Source organism: Pontibacter mangrovi, from assembly GCF_006385705.1.
GTDB classification, from domain to species: domain Bacteria; phylum Bacteroidota; class Bacteroidia; order Cytophagales; family Hymenobacteraceae; genus Pontibacter; species Pontibacter mangrovi.
Window position 1 is genome coordinate 363,701 of the sequence record NZ_VFRQ01000006.1, and the last position, 16,317, is coordinate 380,017.

At 52.1% G+C, this 16,317-nt stretch carries 15 protein-coding genes and 1 pseudogene; 4 read left to right on the top strand and 12 right to left on the bottom strand.

What is annotated here, in order from left to right; all coding sequences use genetic code 11:
• Positions 1-2: 2 nt before the first annotated feature.
• Positions 3-485 carry an ATP-dependent zinc protease family protein gene (locus tag FJM65_RS13445; protein WP_140622046.1) on the bottom strand — a complete coding sequence of 161 codons (483 nt, stop codon included), beginning with the start codon at positions 483-485 and terminating at the stop codon, positions 3-5.
• A gap of 735 nt (positions 486-1,220) precedes the next feature.
• Entirely contained in the window at positions 1,221-2,435 is a 1,215-nt protein-coding gene (locus FJM65_RS13450) for a PQQ-dependent sugar dehydrogenase (protein WP_140622047.1), read from the bottom strand.
• A gap of 131 nt (positions 2,436-2,566) precedes the next feature.
• Between FJM65_RS13450 and FJM65_RS13455 the strand changes: the two genes are divergently transcribed.
• Positions 2,567-3,115, top strand: a complete 549-nt coding sequence (locus FJM65_RS13455) for a hypothetical protein (protein WP_140622048.1) — start codon at positions 2,567-2,569, stop codon at positions 3,113-3,115.
• A gap of 7 nt (positions 3,116-3,122) precedes the next feature.
• On the opposite strand, the gene FJM65_RS13460 is transcribed toward FJM65_RS13455, so the two are convergent.
• The 4 genes from FJM65_RS13460 to cmk form a co-directional block, all read right to left on the bottom strand.
• The gene (locus FJM65_RS13460; RefSeq protein WP_140622049.1) at positions 3,123-3,929 is read right to left on the bottom strand and encodes an alpha/beta fold hydrolase; all 807 of its coding nucleotides are present in this window, start codon (positions 3,927-3,929) and stop codon (positions 3,123-3,125) included.
• Positions 3,930-4,122: 193 nt separating this feature from the next.
• Positions 4,123-4,665, bottom strand: coding sequence for a DUF502 domain-containing protein (locus tag FJM65_RS13465; protein ID WP_140622050.1), 543 nt, complete (start codon positions 4,663-4,665; stop codon positions 4,123-4,125).
• 78 nt (positions 4,666-4,743) lie between these two features.
• Positions 4,744-5,637: a 4-hydroxy-3-methylbut-2-enyl diphosphate reductase gene (locus tag FJM65_RS13470; RefSeq protein WP_140622051.1), complete on the bottom strand. Its 894-nt coding sequence runs from the start codon at positions 5,635-5,637 to the stop codon at positions 4,744-4,746.
• Positions 5,638-5,647: 10 nt separating this feature from the next.
• A complete protein-coding gene (cmk, locus tag FJM65_RS13475; RefSeq protein ID WP_140622052.1) occupies positions 5,648-6,352 on the bottom strand; it encodes a (d)CMP kinase in 705 nt (234 codons plus the stop codon).
• Between the two features lie 270 nt (positions 6,353-6,622).
• Between cmk and ade the strand changes: the two genes are divergently transcribed.
• Positions 6,623-8,266 (top strand): adenine deaminase, encoded by a 1,644-nt coding sequence (gene ade / locus FJM65_RS13480; RefSeq protein ID WP_140622053.1) that lies wholly within the window; start codon positions 6,623-6,625, stop codon positions 8,264-8,266.
• A 159-nt stretch (positions 8,267-8,425) separates the two neighbouring features.
• On the opposite strand, the gene FJM65_RS13485 is transcribed toward ade, so the two are convergent.
• Both FJM65_RS13485 and FJM65_RS13490 read right to left on the bottom strand, forming a co-directional pair.
• Positions 8,426-8,863 (bottom strand): response regulator, encoded by a 438-nt coding sequence (locus FJM65_RS13485; protein WP_140622054.1) that lies wholly within the window; start codon positions 8,861-8,863, stop codon positions 8,426-8,428.
• Positions 8,864-9,136: 273 nt separating this feature from the next.
• Positions 9,137-10,117, bottom strand: a pseudogene (locus FJM65_RS13490) (PLP-dependent cysteine synthase family protein); the annotation flags it as partial.
• A gap of 265 nt (positions 10,118-10,382) precedes the next feature.
• Here FJM65_RS13490 and sucD point away from each other — a divergent pair.
• The gene (gene sucD / locus FJM65_RS13495) at positions 10,383-11,273 is read left to right on the top strand and encodes a succinate--CoA ligase subunit alpha (RefSeq protein WP_140622056.1); all 891 of its coding nucleotides are present in this window, start codon (positions 10,383-10,385) and stop codon (positions 11,271-11,273) included.
• 278 nt (positions 11,274-11,551) lie between these two features.
• Here the strand turns inward: sucD and FJM65_RS13500 are convergent, their stop codons facing one another.
• Together FJM65_RS13500 and FJM65_RS13505 are read right to left on the bottom strand one after the other, a co-directional pair.
• Positions 11,552-12,529, bottom strand: a complete 978-nt coding sequence (locus tag FJM65_RS13500; protein ID WP_140622057.1) for a Gfo/Idh/MocA family protein — start codon at positions 12,527-12,529, stop codon at positions 11,552-11,554.
• Positions 12,530-12,735: 206 nt separating this feature from the next.
• A complete protein-coding gene (locus tag FJM65_RS13505) occupies positions 12,736-13,674 on the bottom strand; it encodes a hydrogen peroxide-inducible genes activator (RefSeq protein ID WP_140622058.1) in 939 nt (312 codons plus the stop codon).
• Between the two features lie 155 nt (positions 13,675-13,829).
• On the opposite strand from FJM65_RS13505, the gene FJM65_RS13510 reads away from it, so the two are divergent.
• Entirely contained in the window at positions 13,830-14,303 is a 474-nt protein-coding gene (locus FJM65_RS13510; protein WP_140622059.1) for a Dps family protein, read from the top strand.
• 304 nt (positions 14,304-14,607) lie between these two features.
• Here FJM65_RS13510 and FJM65_RS13515 read toward each other — a convergent pair whose 3' ends face one another.
• Positions 14,608-15,147 carry a dihydrofolate reductase family protein gene (locus FJM65_RS13515; RefSeq protein WP_140622060.1) on the bottom strand — a complete coding sequence of 180 codons (540 nt, stop codon included), beginning with the start codon at positions 15,145-15,147 and terminating at the stop codon, positions 14,608-14,610.
• A gap of 829 nt (positions 15,148-15,976) precedes the next feature.
• Positions 15,977-16,210, bottom strand: coding sequence for a hypothetical protein (locus tag FJM65_RS13520; protein WP_140622061.1), 234 nt, complete (start codon positions 16,208-16,210; stop codon positions 15,977-15,979).
• Positions 16,211-16,317 lie beyond the last annotated feature (107 nt).

Here is a 16,317-nt window from a genome sequence, read left to right on the forward strand (position 1 = left end):
CTTTATTTCTGTTTTTGTTTGATCTTATACTTATGCGCCAGGTTTTTCTTGGCCACATCTACCACAAAGCGGCCTTTCAGCAGCTTACGGCCAATCAGCACGGGATACTTCATGTCGCTGCGGTCGGAGAGGGAAAACTCTGCCTCTATCTCCTCGTCAAAAATCCTGATCCTGGTACGGATAACATAGCGCTCCTGCTTCTCTCCTATCGAGCTTTTTATCTCCCGTAGCTCGTACTCGGCAAAGGTCAGCTTCTTGTGGTTATACTGCGGGTGCGAGGGGTCCAGCAGATCAAGGCAAATCACCTTTCTGCCGTCCGGGCGCACTTCCTCGTGTATATCAGAGCAATGGATGGCCGATGTGTAGGCGCCGGTGTCCACTTTGGCCTCGATCTCATCTATGTCCAGCTCCGGGAAAGAGACCAGCTCGCGCCGCCCGATCAGCTTTTTCTCAGGTTTTGGGGTATTACGTTTTTCCTCTCTCATCAGCGGCTAAAGTTAGTGCGATAATCAGGATTTTCGCACCGCTTTTCGTTAAAATAAACAAAGTATAAAACGGCCGTTTTGGTTCACCGCTCCGGCTGTTTTATACTTTATACTTTTGCTATACTTTCTCTGGCGCAAGTTGGAAATCCCGGCGTATTTCGGGGCGTCCGCTTGTGCCTCCCTTACCCACTGCCTCTCTGGCCCAGGCTTACACTTCCATAGCTACTGCTTCCTGCAACGTGAACCAAGCTATCTTCTCTAGCCGCTGTTCATCCTCAGTCTTACAAGCCTAATGTTGCATCTCCTACTTTGGTGCCCTCCGAGGCCGGGAGGCCTCATCTTCCCGCATCGCGCTGTGTTCCCTTCCTTTGCTGCCCTCCGGTCGCAATGCCCTTTCAGGGCACCGGAATCTCACAAGGCGCTCTACGGAAAGATTGAGATCAGATTTCCTTAGCTCCTGCTTCCGCACAGTCCCCCTTTGAAGGGGGCAGGGGGATGAAAATCGCCTGCAGAAGAAAGAGTTTATACTTTGTAGGGACAGGTCGCGACCTGCCCACGCGATAGCCAGAGCAACGAAGCTTATACTTCAGCCAAAGCAGCTACAGACTCCCCCTCCTTAGCCAAGTTTTGGATCCCGGACTTGCTTCGGGAGAGGGGCAGGGGTGGTTGGACCCGGTTCAGCAAAAGCACCTTCCCCGGTTTTTAGGGGAGGTTTGGGGTGGGGTGAAAATCCCCCTACTTGGCGTAAGTGATGCGGTAAATAGCGTTGTTCTTATCGTCGGACACCAGCAGGGAACCGTCTTTCATCACCAGCACATCCACGGGGCGGCCCCAGTCTTTCTCGCCTTGCAGCCAGCCTTCGGCAAAGGGCTCGTAGCCAGTTACATTTCCCTGGCTATCCATCTGTGCCTGCATGACGCGGTAACCGATTTTCTTAGAGCGGTTCCAGGAGCCGTGCTCGGCAATAAAAATACGGTCGGCATACTCTTGCGGGAACATTTTGCCTGTGTAGAACTTCATGCCCAGCGTGCCGCCGTGGGGGTTGAGTTTCTGTACCGGTGCCACAAACTCATCGCAGCTGCGCTCCTTGCCAAACTCCGGGTCTTTTATCTCGCCGGCGTGGCAATACGGGTAGCCAAAATGCTGGCCTTTCTCGGTGGCGCGGTTCAGCTCATCCGGCGGAATGTTGTCGCCCATCATGTCGCGGCCGTTGTCGGTAAAGTATAGGTTCTTGGTGTCGGGATGCCAGTCAAAGCCTACGGTGTTACGTACGCCCTCTGCGTAAATCTCCAGTCCGGTGCCATCGGGGTTCATGCGGGTGATGCTGGCGTAAATTGGCTTTTCAGATTTACAAATGTTGCACGGGGCACCTACCGGTACATACAGTTTGTCATCGGGGCCAAAGGCAATGTACTTCCAGCCATGGTGCGCGTCGCTCGGGAACTCATCGTTCACCACTTCATACTTTGGCTTGTTGCGGAAGCTCTGCTCGATGTTGGGGTACTTGAGGATGCGGTTGATCTCAGCCACGTATAGATCGCCGTTGCGAATGGCCACCCCGTTCGGAGAGTTAAGGCCGGAGGCAACCTCCACCACTTCATCGGCTTTGCCGTCTTTGTTCTCATCTACCAGGGCAAACACTTTATCGTTGCTGCGCGTGCCCACAAACAGGATGCCCGATTCGCTCATGGCCATCGAGCGGGCGTTCTCCACATCCTTGGCGTAGTAGTCTATCCGGAAGCCTTCCGGTAGCTTAATGCGCTCCAGGTCTTTATCGATCGGCCCTGATGGCATGCCTATACTTGCTTCCTCGGCCCCCTTGGCCTGCTGTGTTTCAGTAGGGCCTGTTTTAGTATCAGCCTCCGCGTTGGTGTTCGTTTCGGAGCTGCAGCTCATGGTAGTGCTGGACAGGCAAAGCCCCAGGGCCAGCAAGCGTAGCGTTTTTTTCATTTGGTGTTGGTTTAGTTGATATGATCTTATTTTGGGAAGCTGTAGCACAGAATAGCCCCGATAGGCTTCCCGCCATCAAAATACGTATACTCCTGTAGAGATACAATGTTCAGGCATCAGCCCCAGACACTATGGGAAACATAAAAACAGGCGCAGGTATACTTTGTTTTGCCCTGGCCTTGGCCAGCGCCCCGGCTTTGGCGCAAGACCCGGACTCGCTGGCTGCGGAGCGGGAGCGGCAAAACCAGGTTTCGGGTGCTTCTAGTGTGCAGGTGCTGGCCCGGCTGCTGGAGGAGGCACTGCAGCAGACTACTTTTGACCCGCTGCGCCAGCACCTGGCCGACAAGCAGGTGTACGACAAGATGCTGCAGCTCGGGTCTGCCAGCGTGCGCGAGGCCCTGCTCCTTTATACTCCTACCGATATGCTGATGGACTTCCAGAAAGACTTTGGCAACGTGATACGGGATGGCATCACGCAGGAGGTGAACTGGCCGGCGACAAGGCTTCAGAAGATAACAGCCGACACGGTGGCGGAGCAAAACGCGATTATCATTCCCGTTCGGCTGCAGCTGTCGTCTCCAAGCTATTTGCCTGTAGAGGTCGAGTTTAACGCGGCCCGCCTGGATGGCCGCTACTACTACCTGCCGCCCCTGCGCATCCCCAGCAAGGACTTAGACTGAGCGGCCGTTAGGTTGCGGAGCGGCGCCTGTGCAGTAGCTCCGCCACTTCGTACAGCAGGTTAGAGTGGCCGGTTTTCAGCAGCACCAGCTCGCCTTTGTCCAGGGCCTTTACAAAAACGGCCACCCGCTTCGGCGATATGATCTCATCATACTCCCCCAGGAACATCGTGACCGGCACTTCATACTTGTTCAGCAGCTGCACGATCTGGCGAATATCGAAGTTGAGGTCCCGGAAGCCTACCCAACTGCGGTAAACGCGCAGGCGCTTGGGCGTGCTGTCCATCTGGAAGTGGGCAAACCGGACAAGGCTTTTGTGCACCAGGTTGTAGCGCTGCAGCATCCGAAGCAGTTTAAAAAAGAACTGCGGCTTTATAACCGTGCGCTTAAACAGCTGCTGCAGCCAGCCGGGGTAAGTGGCAATGTTGTACCAGAAGCTCGTTTTAATTCCGTCCGGAGCAATCAGGAACAGCTCCCGGATGCGCTGCGGCATGCACTCCACCAATGTGAGCGCAAACTTGCCGCCCATGCTAAAGCCCATCAGCGAGAACGCCTCTATACCCTGCTTCTCCAGGAAGCGCTCCACAAAATCATGCAGAAAGCCTTTGGTGAGGGGCATATTCTGTTTGTGCAGCTGGCTATGCCCGTGAAAGAACAGATCGAAGGCGTAGATCGTATAATCCTCCCCCAGCGCCTTCTCCATCGGCAGGTAATAGCTGCTGCTCTGCCCATACCCATGAAAGGCCAGCAGCACCTGCGGCCCCCGCCCGATCACGCGGTAATGCAGCTTCGATCTGTCGTGGATGAGGTAAGGCAATGTGAATTATAAAGTTAGAAGGTTAAAAAGTTAGAGAGTTAGAAGGTCAACGGGTTTCAAAGGTTAGAACTTATAGCTAAAGTATGAAGTATAAAACAGGAAATACGGAGGCGTGTTTTGACAATGCATATATAATGTCTTTTCATCACTTTCTAACCTTCTAACTCTCTAACTTTCTAATTCCAAAAGCTTCTCACAGTTTCGAGACGCCGCCGGACACGATGAACTTCATCACTTCGGAGCTTGGCAGGTCGAGGTAGGTGACGTTGCGCCTGGGCACCAGGAACAACTCACCGGAAAAGTTATAGGAGTGCGGAAAGTATACCGCCACCTTGTCTTCTATGTTTAATTGCGCCAGCGCATCCTGGGTTACAAAGCCCAGCTTGTGGTTGTCGGAGTCTTCGGTCATTTTCACCATCACGGGGCGGTTAAACTTTTGGTTATCCCCCACAAAGGCGTCAAACAAATCTTTTATACTGGAGTAGATGATGCTAATGAGCGGCACCTTGTGCACCAGCTTCTCCATCGCCACCAGAAAGGGCTTCACGAAGAAGGACGAGCCGATGAACCCTACCACTGTGAGCAGCACCACCATCAGCAGGATGCCGAGCCCGGGAATGCCCAGATCAAAAAGGCTGTCCAGCCAATCTATTATACCCACCACGATAAACACCGTGATGGCAATGGGAGCAATGATCAGGAGACCATTTAAAAAGTAACGGATAAGGGTTCTCATGTTGTTGTGTGCATAAAAAAGGCTTTGCCGAAGCAAAGCCCAAATTAGCAAAAAGCTTTAATAGTATAGTGCTAATATTTATACCTGCTCTGTCTCGAAGGCGCTTATACTGGTGCTCACCTGCTCCATCAGCCACATCGGCGTGGAGGTGGCGCCGCAAATGCCCACGCTTCCGGCTCCTTCGAACCACTCGCGCTGCAGCTCCTTCTCGTTTTCTACAAAGTAGCTATTGGGGTTATGCTGTTTACATACGCTATATAGTGCTTTTCCGTTGGAGCTTTTCTTGCCGCTCACAAACACGATCACGTCATGCTCTGTTGAGAAGCGGGCCAGTTGCGGCTCACGGTTCGATACCTGGCGGCAGATGCTGTCGTTGGCATCCAGCTTAGGCGCGGCCTTGCTGTCCTGGCTGGCCTGCTGCAGGCGCTCCTCTATCAGCGCTTTGATGTGGTAGAAGCCTTTGGTGCTCTTGGTGGTCTGGCTAAACAGGGTTACCGGGCGCGAAAAATCGATCTTCTCCAGGTCCTCCTCCGTCGTCACGATAATGGCTTCGTCGCGGGTCTGGCCTGCCAGCCCGATCACCTCGGCATGCCCTACCTGCCCATAGATCACCACCTGCGCCTCGCTTGGCCTGCCTGAGTCGAAGGCATGCTTCACGCGGTTTTGCAGCTTCAGCACCACGGGGCAGGAGGCGTCGATGAGCTCGATGTTGTTCTCCAGCGCGATCTGGTACGTTTCCGGCGGCTCACCGTGGGCCCGGATCAGCACTTTGCAGTCGCGCAGTTCTTTCAGTTGATCGCGGTCTATGATGCGCAGGCCCTTTTCGTAAAGGCGCTGCACCTCCATGCTGTTGTGTACGATGTCGCCGAGGCAGTACAGCTCGTCGCAAGTTTCCATTTCGTCCTCGGCCATCTGTATGGCAAACTCTACGCCGAAGCAGTAGCCGGAATTTTTGTCTATGGTTACGTTCATCTTTATAACTTCAGTTTTGTTGCGCCGCATACTCATGCTGCAGCAGCTTTGCCGTGGCACGCTCAATCACAAACTCCACCTGTTCATCAATCGTCATGTGCGAGGTGTCGAGCAGGTGCGCGTCTTCGGCCTGGCGCAGCGGGCTCTCGGTGCGCGTCGAGTCGATCAGGTCGCGCTTCAGCAGGTTTTCCCGTATCTCGTTAAAGTTCACCAGCTGCTTTTTGGCCAGCAGCTCGTCTTGCCGGCGCTTGGTGCGCGTTTCCACGTCGGCGGTCATAAAAATCTTCACCTCTGCATCCGGGAACACGGCCGTACCGATGTCGCGGCCATCCATCACCACACCGCGCTTGCGGCCCATTTTCTGCTGCTGCGCCACCATGGCGCGGCGCACTTCCGGTATCACGCTCACCTCGCTTACCATGTCGGAAATGTACATCTTCCGGATCTCATCTTCAACATTCAGGCCATTTAAGTATAGCTCGTTGCGGTTGGATTTGGGGTTGTAGTGGAACTCTATTTCGATGTTGTCCAGCGCTTGCTTTATCTCCTTTGGGTTGGTGAGCGACACGTGGTGCTCCAGAAAGTATAATGTAACCGCCCGGTACATGGCGCCGGTATCTATGTAGGCATAGCCGAGTTCGGCCGCTACCAGTTTGGCCGTGGTGCTTTTACCGCATGAGGAGTACCCGTCGAGCGCGATTACGATTTTCTTCATAACAGGGGAATCAAAAAAGAGAGTTTAATTGGAGTCGCAGGGGCAGGGCAAGTTGCCGCTCTTGCTTTTTTTCAGGTATTTAGCCGTCTTCCGTTGCTGAGGTGTTTTGCCCGAGCATCCTGAAAGAGTGCCGGTGGCCAGGAAGCCCGCTAAAACGATGTATGAAATTATCTTTCTCAAAGCGACTGAATTTGATGCAAATATAAGGTAATTTGCCGGTTTACGCCCAGCCAACAGCGGGCATTTTTACGATCTAAACAATACAAAACCATGCAAACTGATCATACTGTTTCCGGACATATCATTGACATACACAGCCAGGAGATTTACCAGGGCACGGTTCATGTTTCAAACGGCCGCATCTCAAAAATAGTTCGTGAGGCCACCGACAGCACCAGGTATATCCTGCCAGGCTTTGTGGATGCCCATGTGCATGTAGAGAGCTCGATGCTGGTGCCCTGCGAGTTTGCCCGTTTGGCTGTGCCGCACGGTACCGTGGCCACCGTATCGGACCCGCACGAGATTGGTAACGTACTGGGCGTGAGGGGCGTGGAGTATATGATCGAGAACGGCAAAAAGGTACCGTTTAAGTTTTACTTCGGCGCGCCGTCCTGTGTTCCGGCCACCCCTTTCGAGACGGCCGGCGCCGAGATAACCGCCGCCGACATTGAGCAGCTTTTTCAGCGGGAAGAGATAAAGTACCTGGCTGAGATGATGAACTGGCCCGGCGTGCTGCACCGCGACCCGCAGGTGATGGAGAAGATAGAGCTGGCCAAAAAGTATGGCAAAGCCGTGGATGGCCACGCCCCCGGCCTGATGGGCGAAGACGCCGCAAAGTACGCCTCCGCCGGTATCACCACCGACCACGAGTGCTTTACCGCCGAGGAGGCGCTGGACAAGCTGGCCGTGGGCATGAAGATCCTGATCCGCGAGGGCAGCGCCGCCAAGAATTTTGAGGCACTTATACCTTTGCTGCCGCGGCACTACCGCCACATCATGTTCTGCTCTGATGACAAGCACCCCGACAACCTGGTGGAAGGTCATATCAACCTGCTGGTAAAACGCGCGCTGGCCAAGGGCAACAACCTGTTCCACGTGCTGCAGGCGGCATGTGTGAACCCCGTGGAGCATTATAAGCTGGAGGTAGGTCTGTTGCGCGAGGGCGATGCAGCCGATTTTATACTTATCGATAACCCGGAAAGCTTTAACGTGTTGGCTACTTACATTAACGGTGAACTGGTGGCGGAGAACGGTCAATCCAACATACCGTTTACGCCGAGCGAGGAGATCAACAACTTTGATACGGACGTGAAGGTGGCGCAGCAGTTTGCCATACAAGCCAGCGACGCTAGCAAGATTCGGGTAATAGAGGCCTTTGACGGGCAGCTGATCACGAAGCAGGTGTGGACCACGCCGCGCGTGGAGAACGGTTTTATACTTTCGGATGTGGCGCAGGACGTGCTGAAAATTACGGTGGTAAACCGCTACCAAAACGCTGAGCCGGCGGTGGCCTTTATCAAAAACGTGGGGCTGAAAGAGGGCGCCATCGCCTCCTCCGTGGGGCACGACTCGCATAACATCATAGCCGTGGGTGTGGATGACGAAAGTATAGCCCGCGCTGTGAACCTGATCATTGGGGCCAAGGGCGGCGTGGCCGCCGTACGGGGAAATGAAGAGCAATTGCTGCCGCTGCCGGTGGCGGGCATTATGTCGGCCCAGGACGGCTACAAAGTGGCAGAGGCCTACGCGGCCATCGATAGTATGAGCAAAGAGATGGGCAGCACGCTGGAATCGCCGTTCATGACGCTCTCGTTCATGGCGCTGCTCGTTATCCCCTCACTCAAGCTTAGCGACAAGGGCCTGTTCAACGGCGACTCGTTTAAGTTTGTGCCGGTAGCGGGGAAAGAGAGCTAGGGAGTTTAGGAGTTAGAGAGTTGTAGAGACGCAATACCTTGCGTCTTTATAGTTAGAAAGTTAGAAGGTTAAAAAGTTAAAAGTTTTGGCCTTCTACATTTAAGTATAAAAAAGGCGGGCGCTACCAAGTTTGGTAGCGCCCGCCTTTTTTATACTTTGTTAAGCTTCTTTCTGATCCTCCTGAAAGTGCTTCTGCAGCAGGTTGTTCACCTTCTCGGATGTAAGCGGCTTGATGATATACTCAGCATTATACTTCTTCGAGTTAGCCGTGTCCTGCGGGTGCGTGGAAGTGGTGAGCACCACCATCACAATCTTCTTGCGGAACTCCGGGTTCAGGCGCTCGTACAGGTCCAGCATCTCAAAGCCATCCATTACCGGCATGTTAATATCCAGGAAGATGAGCTCCGGCTGGAAATATTCGTTGCTCTCCGACTCGTAATTATTGTTGCTGACAGTGTACAAGTAGTCAAACGCCTGTTTGCCGTTTACAAAAGCACGAATATGATCCGTTACCCCCAACCGCTCCAACAAACGTTGGTTCAGGAAGTTGGTCGTATCATCGTCGTCAATTAATAGTATACCTGACAATTTTCTCATAGTGTAAACGTCGCTCGTAAATGCGAGGCTATAGCCTAGGTGCAAAAGTATGCCAAACTTATTATAATCTAAAGAATCAAAGGACTTTAATTCCTATACTTTCCAATTGCCCTTTTGTTTTAGGCAATAGTGGCTTTTGACCCTAGGTTATACTTGCTCCAGCTTTGTGCTAATCTTATTTTACTACCTGTGGCAGCTAATGTTACTTTATAATACTAAAGCCTGGCAGTGTACCAGGCTTTAAGTAACAAGTATGGTGCCTTAAGGTTTTTAATCGATGTAGCCTTGCTGGCGCATCCAATCGTCGTTGTAGATCTTGCCCAGGTAGCGGGTGCCGTGGTCTGGCAGCAATACCACCATCACATCGCCCTCCTTCAGGTGCTCCTTGGCATACTCCAGCGCGCCGTACACCGCCGAGCCGCTCGACCAGCCCACAAACAGGCCTTCCTCACGGGCCAGGCGGCGCGTCATCACGGCGCCGTCCTTATCCGTCACCTTGATGAAAGTATCGATCAGGTCGAAGTTCACGTTCTTGGGCAGGATGTCCTCGCCGATACCCTCGGTGGCGTAAGCGTAGATCTCGTTCTCATCGAACTCGCCGGTCTCTTTATACTTCTTAAACACCGAGCCATAGGTATCGATACCTACCGTTACGATGTTCGGGTTCTGCTCTTTCAGGTACTTGGAAGTACCGGAGATGGTACCGCCCGTGCCCACGCCGGCAGCCCAGTGCGTGATCTTGCCCTCCGTCTGCTCCCAAATCTCAGGGCCGGTGGTCTCGTAGTGCGCCGCCGTGTTCGACACGTTGTCGTACTGGTTCGGGTAAAACGAGTTCGGGATCTCCTCGTTCAGGCGCCTGGCTACAGAGTAGTAGGAGTCCGGATGGTCCGGGGCCACGTTGGTCGGGCAAACGATCACCTCGGCGCCCATGGCACGCAGCACGTCCATTTTCTCCTTGCTCTGCTTATCGGCCAGCGTAAAGATGCACTTGTAGCCTTTGGCAATGGCCGCCAGCGCCAGGCCCATACCGGTGTTGCCGGAAGTGCCCTCGATAATGGTGCCGCCCGGTTTCAGGATGCCGGCCTTTTCCGCATCCTCGATCATCTTAATGGCCATGCGGTCTTTTACAGAGTTGCCGGGATTGGCGTACTCCACCTTGGCCAGCACGGTGCCTTTGATTCCTTGGGTTACGTTGTTCAGTTTTACAAGCGGGGTGTTACCGATCGCCTCGGTAATATGGTTCAGATATGCCATCTGTTGTGTTTTTTTGAATTTGAGTACAAATGTAAAGAAAATAAGCCACATCGTAGCCCCTGCACGTACATTGGCAGGTACAGCGGGTGCCACAGCCATGGAAATACATCGCCTTCAGGCCCCTCTCATAACCCTGACGAAGGGCCTGAGGTTCCGGCAGAATGGCTATATTAGCGGCAACTATTTTTTGCAACGGCCACAAAAAAGCCTATTTTTGCACAACCTTATACTAGTACCGACAATACACAACCTAAACAAGATACACATGAGTGTTTTAGTAAATAAAGATTCGAAAGTGATCGTGCAGGGCTTTACCGGCTCAGAGGGTTCTTTCCACGCATCGCAGATGATTGAGTACGGCACAAACGTAGTTGGTGGTGTTACTCCGGGCAAAGGTGGCAACAACCACCTGGACCTGCCGGTTTTCAACACAGTGGAAGACGCTGTAAAGAAGACAGGAGCCGACGTTTCCATCATTTTCGTGCCGCCGGCTTTTGCCGCTGACGCGATCATGGAAGCTGCCGCTGCCGGCATTAAAGTTATCGTGTGCATTACAGAAGGTATTCCGGTAAAAGACATGGTAGCCGCCAAGAACTACCTGAAAGGCAAGGACGTGACTCTGATCGGTCCAAACTGCCCGGGTGTGATCACGCCAGGTGAGGCGAAAGTTGGTATCATGCCAGGATTCGTGTTCAAGTCAGGCCGTATCGGTATCGTTTCTAAGTCTGGTACATTGACGTATGAGGCTGCCGACCAGATCGTGAAAGCTGGCCTGGGTATCTCTACGGCAATCGGTATCGGCGGTGACCCGATCATCGGAACGCCTACAAAAGACGCGGTTCAGCTGCTGATGGAAGACCCTGAGACTGATGCGATTGTGATGATCGGTGAGATTGGTGGTAACTACGAGGCCATGGCTTCCAAGTACATCAGCGAGACGGGCAACAAGAAGCCGGTAGTTGGTTTCATCGCTGGCCAGACAGCGCCTCCGGGACGCCGCATGGGCCACGCGGGTGCCATCGTAGGTGGTGCTGAAGACACGGCTGCCGCTAAAATGAAGATCATGCGCGAGAACGGCATCCACGTAGTGGAGTCACCAGCCGAGATCGGCGACGCCATGGTAAAAGCCCTTCAGGAAGCTGGCATTAACGCCTAAGTATACTTTGTAAAGTATAACCAAGTATAAAAGAAGAGGCTGCCCGCAAAGGCAGCCTCTTCTTGTTTATAGCCTATCTTGATTGACCTCGCGGTGTCTACAAGACCCGCGAGTGTCTTGGTGGCCAATAAGCTTTTCTGGCGCAAGCGTCTGCTTGTACCTTGCCGCACCATATACCTCTTACCAGTGGCAGCACAAGCGGACGCTTGCGCTAGGAAGAATGTATAACTAAAATATCCACCAGACACTCGCAGGACCTGCGGACGCTGCGAGGTCTTTTAACTTCTCCCCACAATCTGGTCCATCACCCAGGAAGTACGCGCGGCGGAAACAGCTGTGCCGGGGCATTTGCCCTGTCCGGTTAGCTCCTCTACAATGGACTGGATAAATGGCTGCTGTACATGCTGTGGTGGCGGCAGCATAAACTCCTCTGTGCCTGCGGCGGTTTCCAAGCGTATCGGCTCTTTGGCAAAGGTCGGGAAGGTGATGCGGCCGGAACTGCCGACGATTTCTATACTATCCGTTTGCTGCTGCTCTGCCACACTGAAGCACCAGACCCCGCTGCCCAGTACGCCGCTTTCGAACCTGAACTGCGCGGTTACCAGGTCTTCCGCCTCATACAGCCCCGCCTGGTTCGCAACCTGCCCGGACGCTGAAGCAATTGGCCCAAGTATAAAATCGAGGATGTCGAGCTGGTGGGGTGCCAGATCGTGGAACAGGCCGCCGCCGGAGATCTCAGGCTGCACGCGCCAGGGCAGCGCCTCCTGGTACTGCTGCGGCTGCAGCGGCTGGTACAGCTTTATACTTACGAACCGCACCTCCCCTATCGCCTGGCTTTCCAGCAGCTCCTTTACTTTGTTAAAAGCGGGCTGGCTTCGGCGGTAAAAGGCCACAAACAACGGCACGCCGGCCTGCTCACAGGCAGCGATCATCTCCAGGCACTGCGCATAGTTCAGCGCCATGGGCTTCTCCACGTATACCGGCTTACCAGCGGCAGCAACCTGCAAGGTATAAGCAGCATGCGAGTCGGGTGGCGTGGCGATATAGACGGTATCTACCTCCGAATCGTGGATCAGGTCCTCGGCCTTGTCATACCATTTGGGCACGCCGTGGCGCTCGGCATAGTCCTTCGCTTTGGCCCCGTCGCGGCGCATTACGGCCACCAGTTCAGAGTGCTCGACCTTATTAAAAGCCGGGCCGCTCTTTACTTCGGTTACGTTTCCGCAGCCGATAATTCCCCACCGTACTTTTTGCATAGTATAAGTTGTTTACATCTGCCAGACACTCGCAGGACCTGCGGACGCTGCGAGGTCTTTTCTACTTTTATACTTAATAGCCTAAGTTGCGCTCAACTACTATCGTAAAGGTGTAAACCCACCCCTGCCCCTCCCGAGAGGGGAATTCCTCTAATGTAATATAATTCCTATAATGGTAGGGGTTAATTGCAACTTTGGTTTATACCTTACCTCACCGCCACCACTTTTGCCTTTTCACGGCTTTTTATACTTTTCGGGATGCAGCTGAGGATCTCCTGCCGTAGCGCCTCTATCAGCTTTTTCTTCAGAAAGCTGCGGTGCACCGCCAGACTCACCTCGCGCAGCGGCTGCGGCTCCTCAAAGGCATGCACCAGTTTCCGCTTCTCCTCCGGCATTTCCAGCACCGACAGCTCCGGCAGCAGCGTGAGGCCGTGCTGAGTCTCCACAATGCGTTTCAGGGTTTCCAAGGAGCCGCTTTTATAGTCGAGGTGGCTGCCTGGGTCTGCGCTGCCGCCGCGGTTACAGATGTTGAGCACCTGGCTCCGGAAGCAGTGGCCTTCGTTCAGCACCCACAGCTCGCTCAGGTCCAGCTCGTCGGGGGCAATGCGCGGCTGCTTTGCCAGCGGGTGCCTGGGATTAATGTAGGCCACAAAAGCCTCGTAAAAAAGTGGCAGTTCTTTTATGGTTTTATTGCCCAGCGGCGTTACCAGCAGGCCTACGTCCAGCAGCTCGTGGTTCAGCTTCTCCACAATCTCATCGGTCAGCAGCTCCTGCACCACCACACGCACCTGCGGGTGCTTCTCCAGAAAACTAGTGATAAACAGCGGAATCAGGTAGGGTGCCAGTGTCGGGATAACGCCGATGCGCAGCTCCCCGCTCAGCTCCTGTTTTTGGTCCAGCACCAGCTCTTTTATCTTCTTGCTTTCGGCCAGCACCACCCGCGCCTGCGCAATAATCTCTTTGCCCAGCTCGGTTGGCCGCACCGGCACCCGGCTGCGGTCGAATAGCTGCACGCCCAGCTCCTCCTCCAGCTTTTGCAGCTGCATGCTCAGGGTTGGCTGCGTTACAAAGCAATGCTCGGCGGCGGTGGCAAAATGCCGAAACGTATCCACGGCCACTAAATACTCCAGCTGCACTAATGTCATATCATCAATACTTAAGTAAATCGTATACCTGCTAAACAGGCGACAAGCAAAGTTACTTTATAAAGTATGCCTATCAAACCATAAAAACAATCGATTTGATAGATAAACTAGATCACCCGACATTTGTATCAACAAAGATGACAACAGAACGACCTATGGAAAAACTATCAAACATTGGCTTACAGAAAGAAGACAGCAAACAGGTGGCCGACAAGCTGAACGAGCTGCTGGCAAACTACCATTTATACTATCAGAACCTGCGTGGTTTCCACTGGAACATCAAGGGCGTATACTTCTTCCAGCTGCACGAAAAGTATGAGGAGCTTTACAACACAGCGCTCACCAGAATCGACGCCATTGCAGAGCGTATTTTAACGGTTGGGCAGCAGCCGCTTCATACTTTCTCGGAGTACCTGCGCGTGTCCGGCATACAGGAGGCCAGCAACCTGAGCGACGGCAAAGAAACGGTATCGGTAACGCACCAAAACCTAAGCACACTGCTGGAGCTGGAGCGCGAGATACTACGCCTGGCCGCCGAAACCGGCGACGAAGGCACCGTGAGCCTCATCAGCGAGGACATTAACGAGAATGAGAAAACGCTCTGGATGCTGCGCGCTTTCCTAAGCTAAAGTCTAGAACCTGTTAAATCCCACGCGCACTGCGCAATTTCTATATAGTTTATTTAGACCGTAAGTTTGGCGCGGCGGCTAAAATTATCTCCTGTTGTTTAGCCGTCCGCCGCCAGGCTTATACTTTAGTTTTGAATCCAAACCCAGCTAAAGTGCTTCGCGGCCATTTATAGAAACTAGTCCTACCAAAAGTATATAGCTAAGTATAAAGCACCTGCAGTTTCTGTGGGTGTTTTTTGTTTTGCCCCGATATGAGTGAATGCTGCAGAGCATAAGTACTTGGTTAGTTGCCCGATTCTATACTTTAAGCCTCGTATATGAGCTGAACAACACCTGATTTAAACTTATTTACTCCCTTTAACTGAAGATCGATCTTTTCTCTCAGGTTAGCGAACAGGGGCTTGCCTGCTCCCAGCACAATGGGGTGAACAGAAATCCGGTAAACGTCAATCAGACCATACTGGATGAAAGTTGTGATAAGCTTTGCCCCGCCGTATAACCAGATATCCTTCCCATCTTGGTTTTTGAGTTCCGCAACCTTTGCAGGTATATCAGAAGTGATAAAAGTAGCATTACTATCCTGCCGCTGCTGGCTGGAGAAGACAACTTTCTTTTTAGAATGAACAGCTGCCCAAAGAGACTTCTCCCCTTCGCTAGCATCTGCCTCCGGCTGGTAGTTCCCCCACATATCGTAGCTAACTCTACCGTAGAGGATGGTGTCAATACCTGACAGGAATCCTTGGAAATCCATGTCATCATCCATGATGCACCAGTCAATCTCTCCGTTCGGCCCTTCTATAAAACCGTCGAGGGTTACTGCCAGATCTAATACTATCTTTCTCATTTAGCTTGATTTGGTTGTCTGGGTTTAGGAATGGCTAAGTTGAGCTATCGTCTTTTAACGGCTCGTACATGAGGTGAACAAGGTGATATCCGCAGTTTAACTCATGTGATTTGTGGTAGGGTGTAGTTTTTCTTTATATCCAGTTCTCTCCCCTAAATATTAGTATCACCCCAGCAAGCACTATATGAATTAAAGCTATACTTATTACAGTCCATTTAATGCTTTTTCTGATTCCAATCGTGTCAATCAACAGTCCGTAAATGGGATACTGAAGAATGGCTAAGATTATAAATGGTACTTCGATACTGCGAAAAAAAAGTATGCTGATTAGTCCAAATGGAAACAATATTATAGCTGGCTCATACCAGCCATGCCCACCACCTGCCAGAAATACAGCAATGAAGAGTAAGACTGGTGTTAGTAGTATAAGCTTAATTGTCCATTTAAAGGTAAGAGCCATTTCTTTTAAATTTATGATTACCTATAACCTACAACGGTCTCGTGTAAAAAGCGAACAAGGCAAAGCCGAAGTATAACTTATGTGCCGTGTTGGTGGAAGAAGTTCTACAATGACGTTACGATGAAATAAATCCCAAACGTTATTCCGAGTACAGCTCCTGAAATTAGCTGCACATTTCCATAGTATAGCCTTTCCCTGTCCTTGTCTTTGAAGTATATGAGCTTAACAAGTAACAAAATTTGCCAATCATTAGGAACACTACCCCAAGCAAGAAGTTAAACCAATCCATTATTATTGCCTCTTTTCTTTGTTATTAATAACATCTTGGTACTCCTTAACTACATTCTCTACATACTTTTCAATTGCTTCTTATATCTTTTCGCTATCCGTGATGTAATCATGAATCATTTCATACGCCATCAAAGACCTTTGCATTAAGAAAACTTGACTTTCTGTTGCTGAAAGAGTTCTGCCGAGCTTTTCTTCTAAGGCTTTCAGAATGGCAGCAGTAAAATTCTTATCTAATTCGTCCAAGCTTTTTATAACTCCTTTTACCACCAACGGATTGGTGTAGACGATGTGCAAGGCTTTCAGCCGAAGCATGAAGTATACACTGGGTGTGCGCCCAGTATGGGCACTTGATACTAAAGGTATCAAATTATTCCAGAGGGTGAAAGTCCCTTACAGGCGAGTTGGTGAAGCCTGTTAGC

What these genes read in the sequence shown, in the direction of transcription:
- FJM65_RS13445 (WP_140622046.1), bottom strand. Translation starts at nt 485, where the DNA reads ATGAGAGAGGAAAAACGTAATACCCCAAAACCTGAGAAAAAGCTGATC.
- FJM65_RS13450 (WP_140622047.1), bottom strand. Translation starts at nt 2,435, where the DNA reads ATGAAAAAAACGCTACGCTTGCTGGCCCTGGGGCTTTGCCTGTCCAGC.
- FJM65_RS13455 (WP_140622048.1), top strand. Translation starts at nt 2,567, where the DNA reads ATGGGAAACATAAAAACAGGCGCAGGTATACTTTGTTTTGCCCTGGCC.
- FJM65_RS13465 (WP_140622050.1), bottom strand. Translation starts at nt 4,665, where the DNA reads ATGAGAACCCTTATCCGTTACTTTTTAAATGGTCTCCTGATCATTGCT.
- FJM65_RS13470 (WP_140622051.1), bottom strand. Translation starts at nt 5,637, where the DNA reads ATGAACGTAACCATAGACAAAAATTCCGGCTACTGCTTCGGCGTAGAG.
- cmk (WP_140622052.1), bottom strand. Translation starts at nt 6,352, where the DNA reads ATGAAGAAAATCGTAATCGCGCTCGACGGGTACTCCTCATGCGGTAAA.
- ade (WP_140622053.1), top strand. Translation starts at nt 6,623, where the DNA reads ATGCAAACTGATCATACTGTTTCCGGACATATCATTGACATACACAGC.
- FJM65_RS13485 (WP_140622054.1), bottom strand. Translation starts at nt 8,863, where the DNA reads ATGAGAAAATTGTCAGGTATACTATTAATTGACGACGATGATACGACC.
- sucD (WP_140622056.1), top strand. Translation starts at nt 10,383, where the DNA reads ATGAGTGTTTTAGTAAATAAAGATTCGAAAGTGATCGTGCAGGGCTTT.
- FJM65_RS13500 (WP_140622057.1), bottom strand. Translation starts at nt 12,529, where the DNA reads ATGCAAAAAGTACGGTGGGGAATTATCGGCTGCGGAAACGTAACCGAA.
- FJM65_RS13505 (WP_140622058.1), bottom strand. Translation starts at nt 13,674, where the DNA reads ATGACATTAGTGCAGCTGGAGTATTTAGTGGCCGTGGATACGTTTCGG.
- FJM65_RS13510 (WP_140622059.1), top strand. Translation starts at nt 13,830, where the DNA reads ATGGAAAAACTATCAAACATTGGCTTACAGAAAGAAGACAGCAAACAG.
- FJM65_RS13515 (WP_140622060.1), bottom strand. Translation starts at nt 15,147, where the DNA reads ATGAGAAAGATAGTATTAGATCTGGCAGTAACCCTCGACGGTTTTATA.
- FJM65_RS13520 (WP_140622061.1), bottom strand. Translation starts at nt 16,210, where the DNA reads ATGCTTCGGCTGAAAGCCTTGCACATCGTCTACACCAATCCGTTGGTG.